The 13,279-nt window shown below is 59.7% G+C and carries 10 protein-coding genes and 1 tRNA gene; 8 read left to right on the top strand and 3 right to left on the bottom strand.

Annotation, left to right across the window (positions count from 1 at the left end):
* Positions 1-3 precede the first annotated feature (3 nt).
* Both ACA070_RS15530 and phaR read left to right on the top strand, forming a co-directional pair.
* A complete protein-coding gene (locus ACA070_RS15530) occupies positions 4-1,272 on the top strand; it encodes an OprD family porin (protein WP_497447350.1) in 1,269 nt (422 codons plus the stop codon).
* Between the two features lie 233 nt (positions 1,273-1,505).
* Positions 1,506-2,027: a polyhydroxyalkanoate synthesis repressor PhaR gene (gene phaR, locus ACA070_RS15535; protein ID WP_403103426.1), complete on the top strand. Its 522-nt coding sequence runs from the start codon at positions 1,506-1,508 to the stop codon at positions 2,025-2,027.
* Positions 2,028-2,065: 38 nt separating this feature from the next.
* Here phaR and phaP read toward each other — a convergent pair whose 3' ends face one another.
* Positions 2,066-2,635, bottom strand: coding sequence for a TIGR01841 family phasin (gene phaP, locus ACA070_RS15540; protein ID WP_497447351.1), 570 nt, complete (start codon positions 2,633-2,635; stop codon positions 2,066-2,068).
* A gap of 243 nt (positions 2,636-2,878) precedes the next feature.
* Between phaP and ACA070_RS15545 the strand changes: the two genes are divergently transcribed.
* Positions 2,879-5,347: a DUF3141 domain-containing protein gene (locus ACA070_RS15545; RefSeq protein ID WP_497447352.1), complete on the top strand. Its 2,469-nt coding sequence runs from the start codon at positions 2,879-2,881 to the stop codon at positions 5,345-5,347.
* Between the two features lie 190 nt (positions 5,348-5,537).
* Here the strand turns inward: ACA070_RS15545 and ACA070_RS15550 are convergent, their stop codons facing one another.
* A complete protein-coding gene (locus ACA070_RS15550; protein WP_497447353.1) occupies positions 5,538-6,575 on the bottom strand; it encodes an AraC family transcriptional regulator in 1,038 nt (345 codons plus the stop codon).
* Between the two features lie 432 nt (positions 6,576-7,007).
* On the opposite strand from ACA070_RS15550, the gene phbB reads away from it, so the two are divergent.
* The 5 genes from phbB (at position 7,008) to ACA070_RS15575 (ending at position 13,175) form a co-directional block, all read left to right on the top strand.
* Entirely contained in the window at positions 7,008-7,754 is a 747-nt protein-coding gene (gene phbB, locus ACA070_RS15555) for an acetoacetyl-CoA reductase (protein WP_497447354.1), read from the top strand.
* Positions 7,755-7,811: 57 nt separating this feature from the next.
* Positions 7,812-8,990, top strand: a complete 1,179-nt coding sequence (locus tag ACA070_RS15560; RefSeq protein ID WP_497447355.1) for an acetyl-CoA C-acetyltransferase — start codon at positions 7,812-7,814, stop codon at positions 8,988-8,990.
* A gap of 99 nt (positions 8,991-9,089) precedes the next feature.
* The gene (gene phaC, locus ACA070_RS15565) at positions 9,090-10,793 is read left to right on the top strand and encodes a class I poly(R)-hydroxyalkanoic acid synthase (RefSeq protein ID WP_497447356.1); all 1,704 of its coding nucleotides are present in this window, start codon (positions 9,090-9,092) and stop codon (positions 10,791-10,793) included.
* Positions 10,794-11,146: 353 nt separating this feature from the next.
* A complete protein-coding gene (locus ACA070_RS15570; protein ID WP_497447357.1) occupies positions 11,147-11,800 on the top strand; it encodes a hydrolase in 654 nt (217 codons plus the stop codon).
* Positions 11,801-11,864: 64 nt separating this feature from the next.
* Entirely contained in the window at positions 11,865-13,175 is a 1,311-nt protein-coding gene (locus ACA070_RS15575; protein ID WP_497447358.1) for an OprD family porin, read from the top strand.
* An 8-nt stretch (positions 13,176-13,183) separates the two neighbouring features.
* Here ACA070_RS15575 and ACA070_RS15580 read toward each other — a convergent pair.
* Positions 13,184-13,279 (bottom strand) — tRNA-Sec (locus tag ACA070_RS15580).

The raw sequence follows: 13,279 nt of genomic DNA on the forward strand, positions 1-13,279 counted from the left end.
ACCATGGACCGCAACACCCGCACCCTCGCTACCCGACTGTTGCTGGCCGGCGGCGTCATCGGCCTCTCGGCCCCCGCCGCTGCTGACTTTGTCAAAGACAGCAAGGCCAGCCTCGAGCTGCGCAACTTCTATTTCAACCGTGATTATCGTCAGGACAACGCCGCCCAATCCAAACAAGAGGAATGGGCCCAGGGATTCCTGCTGCGCTATGAGTCGGGCTTCACCGACGGTTTGATCGGGGTCGGTTTCGATGCCATCGGTCTGGTCGGCGTCAAGCTCGATTCCAGCCCTGATCGCGCGGGTTCCGGCTTGCTCAAACGGCATGGCGACACGAGCAAAGGGGCGCAGGACGAGTACGGCGAACTGGGTTTGACCGCCAAACTGCGCGCCTCCAAAAGCACGCTGAAACTCGGCACGCTGCTGCCGAAACTGCCGACGGTACTGGCCAACGATTCACGGCTGTTGCCGCAAACCTTCAAGGGCGGTCAGTTGACGTCGCTGGAAATCGAAGGCCTGACCGTGGATGCCGGGCGGCTGACGCAGGTCAATCAGCGTGACTCCTCGGACTACGAGGACATGGGCATCACCCGAACCGGCGCCAAAGGCATCACCACGCGGCATGTCGACAGCGACAGCTTTGATTTCGCCAGCCTGAACTACAAATGGACCAGCAACCTCGCCACCGGCTACAGCTACGGTCATCTCGACAACTTCTACAGCCAGCACCTGGTGAACCTGACCTACGTGATGCCGGTGACCACGGGGCAGTCGTTGAAGACGGACCTGCGCTTTGCCCGTTCAACGGATGATGGCGGCAGCAATGTCGACAACAACGCGATTGGCGCGATGTTCACCTACAGCCTCGGCGGGCACGCGTTTGGCCTGGGTTATCAAGGCATGAGCGGCGACACTGGTTTTGCCTACGTCAACGGCACCGATGCGTTCCTGGTGAACTTCGTGCAGATCGGCGACTTCGCCAGCAAGGATGAAAAATCCTGGCAGGCGCGTTACGACTACAACTTCGCGGCCATTGGCGTGCCGGGGCTGACCTTCATGACCCGCTATATCACCGGCGACAATATCGACTTGGGTGGCAACCGTCCGGAAGGCAAGGAATGGGAGCGGGATACCGACATTGGTTATGTGGTACAGAGCGGTCCGCTGAAAAATGTCGGGGTGAAATGGCGTAATGCGACGGTGCGTTCGACTAATTTTGGTAGTGACCTGGATGAAAATCGGTTGATTGTCAGTTACACGTTGCCGATCTGGTAAAACTGCATAACGGCCACCACCGCTTCGCCAGCAAGCCGGCTCCTACAAGGTTTGTGTCGTTCATAAAACATCGGCACACCCCGATTCTGTAGGAGCCGGCTTGCTGGCGAAGGGGCCTTCAACGACTCCCGGAATGTCGGCCCCGACCTCTCTCCCTCCCCGACACCATCCCGCGGCCGTAGCCATAGTAGGTTAAGATGCCTGCAAACCAGGCTCGCCACGAGACGCCCCGCATGCCAGATAACAGTCGGAACACGCCCCGCCTGATCAAGAAATACCCCAATCGCCGACTGTATGACACGCACACCAGCAGTCATTTGACGCTGGCGGACGTCCGCCAATTGGTCGTCGATAAAGTTGCGTTTCAGGTGGTCGATGCCAAGAGCGGCGAAGACCTGACGCGCAGCATCCTGCTGCAAGTGATTTTGGAAGCCGAAAGCGGCGGTGAGCCTATCTTCACCAGCGAGATGCTGATGGGGATTATCCAGTTCTACGGTCCGTACCAGGGCGTGCTCGGCAGCTACCTGGATAAAAGCATCCAGACCGTCATCGACATCCAGTCGCAGACCGGCGCGCAGTCGTCCGAAGCGTGGAGCGACTTCATGCATCAACAGGCCCCGGTCATGCAGGACCTGATGCGCCAGTATGTCGACCAGTCCAAGGCGTTGTACCTCAATACCCAGAACCTGTTCGGCATGTTTGGCGCCAAACCCGGCACCGATAACGGGCCGAAAAAAAATGGCGATGGGGAATAAACCCATCGCCATTTTTTGTGCCGCTGGCCTGATCTGACTTACTTGTTACCGCTGGTTGCATTGGCGCCCGCTTCCGGCGCTGCTTTGGTGGCAGCGGCCGTGGCGGCGTCAAAATTGCTCTGAGCCACATCGGAAGCCTGTTTCACGGCTTTTTGTGCGCTTTCAAACACGGTGCCGGCATTCGCCAGGCCCGACTTGAATGCAGCCACTACAGGCTCGGAGCCAGCCGGTGCATTCTTGCTGATCGATTCAACAAACTCATTCACCTGCTGGGTGCCCGCCTCGACCTGACTCGACGTCAGTTTGGCGATGTCCGACTGCGTGCCCACGATCAGCGCTTGAACCTGACGATTGAACTCGGCCAGACGTTCGGTTTGCGCGCTCGGTTGGGTGAACGACGCCTGCAAATCAGCAAAACCTTGTGGATCACGCACGGCCAGCAGCTTGCGCACGCCTTCGAAATGCTCTTCGGTGGAGTCGCGCAGTGCCTTGAACTGCAACTGGCTCAGCTGTTCAACGCTGGCGAAGACTTTGCCGCTGATTTGCTGCAAAAGATCGAGGTTGGCTTTCTGAGCGGTTTGCAGTTTTTCCGAATTGAAAAAAGACATGCTTGAATCTCCTGGTACTGGAAGGCCCGGATGGACCTGAGGACGCGATAGCGATCCTGCCAGACATCGCGTTAGCCTTGATATTGCAGTGCACAAATCTTTTTGGCAATGGCTATTTTGTGCAGCGCACAATAAAGTTCGCTTCCTCTGCTCTTATTCCCTATACACTCGTGAAAATCAGATGGCCGGCCTGACTTCAATAAATCAGGGCGACATTTCCACGCATGGCGTCAGGAGTTCACGATGGGTCAGGAAGAAAATATTGCGCTGCAAGATGAAGGGCTTTCGTCTCCGTCCGGTTTGTTCGAGCACCTGAGCCATCTGCAGCGCCTCAACACCCGCAACGTCCTCGACGCCGTGCAACAGCGCCAAGCCAAAACCTACGCGCCTTCAAGCCTTGGGCTGCTCAAACAGCCGACCGCCGCTGACTGGCAGGAATACCTCACCGACCTCGGCCAACGCAGCGTGCTGTTCTGGGACACCTTGCGTCAGCGCGGCGACAACACCCTGGCCCACGAACGCGCCGGGTATCCGCTGCTGCTCAAGTTCAATCATGAAACCCTGGTCGCCGGCGAAGACCTGCCGCGCCCGGTCAACTACTCGCTGCTGCAGATCCTCGCGGGCCCCGGGCAACAGCTCGACAGCAAAAAACAGCCGGTGATCATCATTGATCCACGGGGCGGCCACGGCTCGGGGATCGGCGGTTTCAAACAGGATTCGGTCATCGGCGAAAGCCTGCGCGCCGGCCACCCGACCTATTTCATCTCGTTCAGTCATTCGCCACGTCCGGGGCAAACCCTCGCGGACATCGTTGAAGCCCAGGCACGGTTTATCGAGGCCGTCAGCGAACGACATCCCGCCAGCGCCAAACCCGTGGTGATCGGCAACTGCCAGGCCGGCTGGGCATTGATGGGCCTGGCGGCGACCCGCCCGGAATTGCCGGGGCTGATCATCGTCAATGGCGCGCCGCTGTCGTACTGGGCCGGGGTCAATGGCCGCAATCCGATGCGCTACACCGGCGGTTTGCTGGGTGGCGGCTGGATGGCGCGCCTTGGCAGCGACCTGGGTAATGATCGTTTCGACGGCACCTGGCTGGTAAGCAATTTCGAAAGCCTCGACCCGGCCAACGCCTTGTGGGGCAAGTACTACCACCTGTTCAGCGAAGTCGACAGCGAGGCCCCGCGCTTTCTGGACTTCGAACGCTGGTGGGGCAGCCCGACCCTGCTCAACGGCGAAGAGATCGAGATGATTGTCGATGACCTGTTCATCGGTAATCAGCTGTCCGGCGGCCTCGGGCGCAAGAGCAGCGGGCTCGACCTCAAGCGCATCGAAGTGCCGGTGGTGGTGTTTTGCTCCTATGGCGACAACATCACCTCGCCGCAGCAGGCGCTGGACTGGATCACCGACGTCTATCCCAGCGATCTCGCCCTGCAAAATGCCGGGCGCACCATCGTGTACCTGCGGCACGCGAGCATCGGTCATCTGGGCATCTTCGTGTCCGGTGAAGTCGCTCGTCGTGAACACCGTGAGTTACTGGGCGCGGTCGACGCGATCAATGAACTGCCGGGCGGGCTTTATGAAATGCTCATCGAGGACCAGCCGGAAAACTCGCAAACGCCGTACGCCGTGCGTTTCGAGCCCCGACGTATCGCCGACATCCACGGTGAGGTGCAACCGCCCCGTGATGACGATCGCGAATTCGCGCTGGTCGAGCGTGCCTCTGATATTAACAACAGCCTTTACGACGGATTTGTACGACCGTGGTTGCGCCAGTTGATCAACGAGCCGGCTGCCGAACTGATGCGCAAGGCCCATCCGTTTCACCAGCAGCAGGTGATGTGGAACAGTTTGAACCCGGCGCTGTGGTGGCTGGCAGGCAGCGCCGCTCAAGTGAGCAAGGATCGACACCCCGCCAGCCCGTCCAATCCGTTGCTGGCCTGGCAGGCTCTGTTTTCCAACCAGATACAGGACGCGTTGAACGGCTATCGGGACCTGCGCGATGCCGCTCAGGAAATGTGTTTTTACGGCGTGTATGGCGTGCTCAACAGCCTCACCGGCAATTCATCGGGGCGCAATCTCCAGGCGCATGCCGAACAGCACGATAAAGTCCTGATCGAACGCCTTCAGGACGCCCTGCCCCTTGGCGGTCTGATGGAAGCCTTGATCCGGATCCTGTTCCTGCTGGGCCGCGACAGCGATGAGCCGGGCAAGCAAAGCGTCGAGAAACTGATCCTGCAACTGCAAGTGCTGCTCCAGGACTACAGCGCCGAGCCGCTGGACCTGCGCGAAACCCTGCGCCTGCAAAAACTGCTGGTCGCCACCCATCCTCAGGAAAGCCTGCACAGCCTGCCCCTGATACTGGCCGAGGTCGAAGAACGCCAACAAGTGCTGGCGGCCGTCGCCAATTTGCTGCCGGAATTGCTCAGCAGCGGCGCAGACAACCCGTTGTGGTGTGAGCTGCATACGCTGCTCGATGTGCCGCTGCCGGGTTTCGACCTGACTCAACCACCTGGTGAAGCCGATGTGGCCGAGGAGAACGTCCCGACGATAACCCCGGAGCCGATCAAGCCGAAAGTTCCGGTCGTCGTGCCAGAGCCTGTCCAACAAAAGACCCCGGTGGTCGTCGCTGAGCCGATTGTGCCGGTAACGCCGACAAAAACGCGCAAACCGGCCAAGGGCAAAAAAGGCGCGAAGAAACCTCCGGCACAATGATGAGCAACCTGTGCGAGCGAGTCTGTGTGTGTGTGTATGTGGCGAGGGAGCTTGCTCCCGCTGGGTCGCGAAGCGGCCCCAAAAGTTTGCGACTGCTTCGCAGTCGAGCGGGAGCAAGCTCCCTCGCCACACACAGGCTCGCTCACACAGGGGATTCGTTGTTCACAAAATGTTAGAGCAGTTCACCGCGTCACACCGGCGCGGCCTCCTCGATTTCAAACGATTCATCGGAGCGGTACTGCCCCGGTGTCATGCCAAACCAGCGGCTACAGGCTTTGTTGAAGCTGCTGTGGTCATGAAAACCAAGGAGATACGCGACATGCTTCATGTTGAAGTGAGAATGGCGCAGGTAGAAATCCGCCAGTTGCCGGCGCACCGCGCTCAGCACGTCCTTGAATTGCGTCCCTTCCTTTTCCAGGGCGCGTTGCAGCGTGCGCTTGCTGATGTTCAAGGCCGCCGCGATCGACTCCATGTCGCACTGCCCCTGGCCCTGACTCAAGCGCTCGGTAATCAGCGCGCGAATCCGGCCGACAATGCAGAAACCAAACAGCAGGTCCAGTTGCGCCTCGGCAAAACTGTCATGCAGCACCGCCAACGCTTCGTTGGCCATGCTCAGGGGTCGCATCAGCTCCTGCCCGTCAAACAGAATGCTGTCGTAAGGCGCGTCGAACTGCAGATTGGGGCCGAACAGCCGCCGATGCTCGGAGATGTCTTTGGGCTCGGGATAAGTGAACTCAACGCTCAAGGGATGCGGTGCGTCGCCGCCCAACAGCTTGCGGCAGAAACCCAGCAATGACGCCAGAGCGGCATCGGTGTACTGGCGCGGCTTGACCGAACCATGCTGCTGATGGTCGAGGCTGGACAGGCGGTAATGCTGCTGTTCAGCGGTAAAGAAAAGGCTGAACCCGGTGCCGATCAACGGACTGAAACGGACCAGACGTTCAAGGGCTTTTTTCAGATTCAGGCTGGACATCATGGTGTAGCCGACGATCTGAAAGCTGCCGGGGTGGAAACTGCCATAGGCCCGTAAGCCAACGTCCGGATCGCCCGACGCCTCAGCGGCCAGATCCCATAATCGATAGATGGCCTTTCGCTCGCAAAACGCTCCTGGTTTGTTCGCGAGATTAATGTCTAGTCCAGCCTCCCGACACAGACTGGCAACATCCAGTCCTTGAGCCGAGAGCGTATTTACCAGCACGCTGGCATAGCCTGAACTCATTCTATACATGGCGTCCTCAATGACCTGTGGAACCGAACATCCTGTCCGGAGCCATAACTGATCTGCGGTGAATCAAAACTCTAACGCGTTGTTTCGTTGCCAATATTGATCCCAGTATAGGTAACTCTCATTTTTAGCCACTGTTTCCGGTCATTCGTCGCCCTGTAGCAGCTGCCGAGCAACGCGAGGCTGCGTTCGGCTGCGAAGCAGTCGTAAACCCGGGATGCAGGGTTTTCCTGACACACCGCAGCGTATGACTTCACGACTGCTGCGCAGCCGAACGCAGCCTCGCAGGCTCGGCAGCTGCTACACCGGCAAGTGGCGATTTGTGCCTGTCACCGTTGGACACCACACCGTCACCTCCCAACACTTCCGCATACCCCGCCAATGCCGAACAATCCTTGCATCTTGCAGCGCAAAAACCAAAAAGGAACGAAGCTTATGAAGTCGCTTGGTCGTATTGCGTTGGTCACGGGTGGTATGGGTGGGATTGGCACTGCGATAAGCCAGCGCCTGTACAAGGAAGGATTCAAGGTCATCGTCGGTTGCAGCGCTGATTCCGCCCGCAAGAATGACTGGATTGCCACTCAATTGGCGGCGGGTTATCAGTTCGAATGCATCTACGGCGACATCACCGATTGGGAGTCGACGCGCAAGGCATTCGAGATGGCGCGTGAACAATTCGGCCCGGTCGATGTGCTGGTCAACAACGCCGGCATCACTCGCGATGCCTCCTTTCGCAAGCTGACGCCCGAGGACTGGAACGCGGTCATCGGCACCAACCTGAGCGGCGTGTTCAACACCACCAAGCAGGTGATTGAAAGCATGTTGGCCAAGGGCTGGGGACGGGTGATCAACATCTCATCGATCAACGGTCAGCGTGGCCAGTTCGGCCAGACCAACTACAGCGCGGCCAAGGCCGGCATCCATGGCTTCACCATGGCACTGGCGCGGGAAGTGTCCGGCAAGGGCGTGACCGTCAACACCGTCTCCCCGGGTTACATCCAGACCAGCATGACCGCGGCCATCCGCCCGGACATTCTCGACACCATGATCGCGGCCACCCCGGTCGGGCGCCTCGGCCAACCCGAAGAAATCGCTTCGATCGTCGCCTGGCTGGCGTCCGATGAGTCCGGCTACAGCACCGGCGCCGATTTTTCTGTGAACGGCGGCATGAACATGCAGTAGACCGATCAGGGCAAGGACGCCCTGCTCCCGCTCGACAAAATCTTAATGAGGTCACGCATGAACGAAGTCGTAATCGTTGCCGCTACTCGTACCGCCATCGGCAGTTTTCAAGGTGCCCTGTCCGCGATTCCAGCCACTGAACTGGGCGCAGCAGTCATTCGCCGTCTGCTGGAAGAGACCGGTCTGGACGGCGCGCAGATCGATGAAGTGATCCTCGGCCAGGTGCTCACTGCAGGTTCCGGGCAAAACCCGGCACGCCAGACAGCCATCAAGGCCGGCCTGCCGTTTACCACCCCTGCCCTGACCCTGAACAAGGTCTGTGGCTCAGGCCTCAAGGCTGTGCAACTGGCCGTTCAGGCGATCCGTTGCGGCGACGCCGAACTGGTGATTGCCGGTGGCCAGGAAAACATGAGCCTGGCGCCCTATGTGTTGCCCAAGGCACGCACCGGCCTGCGTCTGGGTCATGCGCAACTGCAAGACAGCGTGATTCAGGACGGTTTGTGGGACGCCTTCAACGACTACCACATGGGCATCACCGCGGAGAACCTGGCTCACCAACACAGCATCAGCCGAGAGGCACAGGACGTCTTCGCCGCCACTTCGCAACAGAAAGCTGCCGCAGCCATCGAAGCGGGTTACTTCAAGCGTGAAATCACCCCAATCCTGATTCCCCAGCGCAAGGGCGACCCGCTGGTGTTCGACACGGATGAACAACCGCGCCCGGACAGCACGCTGCAAGCCTTGGGCAACCTCAAGCCGGCGTTCCAGAAAAACGGCAGCGTGACTGCCGGCAACTCGTCGACCCTCAACGATGGCGCCGCCGTGTTGCTGCTGGCCAGCGCCGCCAAGGCCCAGGCCCTCGGTTTACCGGTGCTGGCGCGTATCAAGGCTTACGCCAGCGCGGGTGTGGACCCGTCGATCATGGGCATCGGCCCGGTCCCGGCCACCCGCCTGGTGCTGGAGAAAGCCGGCTGGAGCCTGGACGACCTCGACCTGATCGAAGCCAACGAAGCGTTCGCCGCGCAATCACTGGCGGTCGGCAAAGAACTGGGCTGGGACACCGCCAAGGTCAACGTCAACGGTGGCGCCATCGCGCTGGGTCATCCGATCGGCGCATCGGGCGCACGGATTCTGGTGTCGCTGGTGCACGAACTGATTCGCCGTGACGGCAAAAAAGGCCTGGCCACGTTGTGCATCGGTGGCGGCCAAGGCGTCAGCCTGGTCATCGAACGATAACAAGAAATACAGGACTGCTTGCTTGACTGCTGACGCGGTGCCGAATTCCGGCACCGCGGTTTTTTTCTGCCCGGTTTACCGATGTGGGCAAGGAGTTCCATGGACAATAACGCGCACACTTTCAACACCTTCTGGTCCGGCCAGGTCCCGTTCATTGCCTCCTTTGCAGTGCAACAATTACGCCTGTGGGTCAGCACCAATCCGTGGTTCACCGGCCAGGCATACGACGAGTGGTTCGACCTGCCGCGCACCACCCTGGAAAGCCTGCAAACCGAGTATCAAACCCAATGGGGTGACCTGGGCCAGCGTTTGCTGACCGGTCAGCCGTTCTCCTTTGAAGACCGGCGTTTTTCCAGCGGCAACTGGAGCACGCCGCTGTTCGGCTCCCTTGCGGCGTTCTACCTGCTCAACGCCGGTTTCCTGCTGAAGCTGCTCGACAAACTGCCGATCAAAGACAAGAAACCCCGCCAGCGCCTGCTGTACCTGGTGGAGCAAGCGATTGCCGCCGGAGCGCCCAGCAACTTTTTGGCGAGCAACCCCGATGCCTTGCAGCGAGTTGTCGACACCCAGGGCGGCAGCCTGTTCACCGGCCTGTTGCACCTGGCCAGTGACCTTCAGGAAGGCAAGATGCGCCAGTGCGACAGCGGCGCTTTCAAGGTCGGCGTCGATCTGGCCAACACCCCCGGCGAAGTGGTGTTCGAGAACGAACTGTTCCAGCTGATTCAGTACTACCCGCAAAGCGAAACCCAATACCGGCGCCCGGTGTTCATCGTCCCGCCGTCGATCAACAAGTACTACATCCTCGACCTGCGCCCGGACAACTCGATGGTTCGCCATCTGCTGCAACAAGGCCACCCGGTGTACCTGATGTCGTGGCGCAACTTCGATCAGGCGCACGCCGGCACCACCTGGGATGACCTGATCGAAACCGGCATCATCAAAGGCCTGCAAGTGACCCGCGAGATCAGCGGCGAGCAACGCCCCAACTGCGTAGGCTTCTGCATCGGCGGCACGCTGTTGAGTTCGGCGCTGGCCGTACTGGCGGCACGCGGCGACAAGGACATCGGCAGCGTGAGCCTGTTGACCACCTTCCTTGACTACCTCGACACCGGTCCCATCGACATCTTCGTCGACGAGCAACTGGTGGCCTACCGCGAGCGCACTATCGGCGGCCTGGACGGCCCCATCGGCCTGTTCAAGGGCGAGGACATGGGCAATACGTTCTCGCTGCTGCGCCCCAACGATTTGTGGTGGAACTACAACGTCGACAAATACCTAAAGGGTCAGAAGCCAATCCCCCTCGACCTGCTGTTCTGGAACAACGACAGCACCAACCTTCCGGGGCCGATGTACTGCTGGTATCTGCGCCACACCTACCTGCAGAACGACCTGAAATCCGGCGAACTGGACTGCTGCGGGGTCAAGCTGGACCTGCGTGCCATCGATGCGCCGGCGTACATCCTCGCCACCCATGACGACCACATCGTGCCGTGGCGCAGCGCTTATGCCAGCACCCAATTGCTCTCCGGGACCAAACGCTTTGTGCTGGGTGCCTCCGGGCATATCGCCGGGGTGATCAACCCGCCGGCCAAGGAAAAACGCCATTACTGGACCAACAACCGGATCACGAAGGACCCTGAGTCCTGGTTCATGAATGCCCAAGAGCATGCCGGCAGCTGGTGGAATGACTGGTTCGTCTGGCTCGCGGAACAGGCCGGCGAGCGCCAGCCTTCGGTGCTGCACACCGGTAACACGCAATACCCGGCGCTGGAATCGGCACCCGGGCGTTATGTGATGCAATGACGGACAGCCCCGCGCAGCGAAAAACCCGGGCTCAGCGCCTACCTTGTAGCAGCCTGCGCCCGGCTCTGTAGCAGCTGTCGAGCTTGCGAGGCTGCGTTCGGCTGCGCAGCAGTCGTAAAAACCTGAGTCCGCGGTGAGTCTGACGCACCACATTGTCTGACCTTACGACTGCTGCGCCCGAGCGCGGACCGAGCCGAACGCAGCCTCGCAAGCTCGACAGCTGCTACAGAAGCGGCGTTCCGAAAAGCTCCCTCGCTCCCCGCAAAAAAGCGCCAAACACAGCACATCGACTCAATATCCCCGCCCGAATCTGCGCAACCATGGCCTCCTCACTCACCCGTAAGGACCTCGCCATGGCCATCGCCAAAGCTGTTCCCGGCAAAACCCTGCTGACCCCGACCGACCACACTCTGATCATGATCGATCACCAGTCGCAGATGTCCTTTGCGACAAAGTCGATCGACGCTGTCACCCTGCGCAACAACGCCGCACTCGTGGCCAAGGCTGCACGGGGTTTCAAGGTCTCGACGATCCTGACCACCGTCGCCGAGAAGAGCTTCTCCGGGCCGATCTTCGACGAAATCAAGTCGGTGTTCCCGGAACACATCGTCATCGACCGCACCAGCATGAACACCTGGGAAGACGAGCGCATTGCCGTTGAAGTCAACGCCTTCGGCAAACAGAAAATCGTCCTCGCCGGCCTCTGGACCTCGGTGTGCATCGTCGGCCCGGCGCTGTCGGCCATTGACCAGGGTTTTGAGGTCTACGTGATTGCCGATGCCTGTGGCGACGTCAGCACCGAAGCTCATGAAATGGCGATGCAGCGCATGATCCAGATCGGCGCCCGTCCGATGACCTCGCTGCAATACCTGCTCGAACTGCAGCGCGACTGGGCGCGTACCGAGACCTACGAAGAAACCGTGAAAACCTCGATTGCCAACGGCGGTTCCTACGGCCTTGGCCTGATCTACGCCAAATCCATGTTCGGTGCCTCGGAAGGCCACTAAGCGCTTTTCCTATAAAAAGCGCGACTGCGGATATTCCGCAGTCGCTGCTGCGTGGTGATTGACGATGAAGTTTCGCAAGCAAGACCTTCCCTTTTGGTTATCGATGCTATTCGCCGGGACAGCCTTGGCTGATGAACCCGCACAAGGGTTTCTGGACGGTGCGACCCTTGAAGTGCTCAGCCGCAACTTCTACCTAAACAGCGATTACCGGTCCCCTTCGCCCACAGGAAAAAGCTATAAAGCCGAGTGGGCTCAAGGCTTTATCAGCGCTTTTGAATCTGGTTTCACACCCGGAATGATTGGTTTTGGCCTGGATGCCCACGCCTTTCTGGGATTGAAGCTGGATGGCGGCAAGGGACATTCCGGGACGGGATTGCTGCCCGTGGACGATGACGGTCGTAGCGAAGACAACTATTCCAGTGGCGGTGGCGCACTGAAAATCAGAGCCTCGCAAACCACCCTGGCTTTCGGGGAAATGATGGTGGAAACCCCGGTGTTCGACACCGCGGACAAACGCCTGCAACCGGAGTACGCCACGGGCTTTCTACTGAACAGCCGCGAAATCGATGATGTGAATCTGGTGGCCGGACATTTCACGGCATTCAAGAACCAGGACAGTTCTTCGGGCAAGGGCAACTTTTACGGCTACGGCGCCAACACCGAGGCCGGCGGTATTACGTTTCTCGGCACCGACCTGTTTACGCAAAGTCCTGTCGGCGGCGCGCTCTATGCCTCAGAGCTGACCGACACCTGGCATCAGTACTACGCCAACTTGCATCTTAAGCAGTCCGGGGTATTCCTCGACGCCAATCTCTACCACACGCAGGACACCGGCAAAGCGCTGGCCGGCGCCATCGATACCACCGCGTTCAGCCTGTCGGGCAAGTACACCGTCGATGCGCATGCCTTCACCCTGGCGTATCAAAAAATCAATGGCGACACGCCGTTCGATTTTGTCGGCGGAGACTCGATCTACCTCGCCAACTCGATCAAGTACGCCGACTTCAACGGCGCCCACGAACGCTCATGGCAGGCCCGTTACGACCTCGATTTGAGCACCTTCGGGATTCCCGGTCTGAAATTCATGACGCGTTACGTCATGGGCAGCCAGATCGATGGCACCCATGCGCCCAAGGGCGGCGCCTACAACCCTTTTGATGAGTCAGTCGGTGAGTACGTGCCGCAACAAGGCGATGGCGGCCGGCATTGGGAGCGCGACATCGACCTGCATTACATCGTGCAGTCTGGTGTGGCCAAGGGTTTGTCCCTGCAACTGTCCCATGTGTCGCATCGAGCCAATACGGCGCAGGCGGGGGATGACATCGACCGGGTGTATGTGGTCGTCCAGTACCCGCTGAACTTCGGGCATCTCTGAAGGGAAAATGGCGGAAGGCAGCCGGAGTCGAACCTGCCCGGGAACGGATGCCGTCCCCAACCGGGTTTGAAGCCCGGCCGCGCCACCGGGCGCGATTGCCTTCC

Source organism: Pseudomonas sp. LBUM1678 (assembly GCF_059695575.1).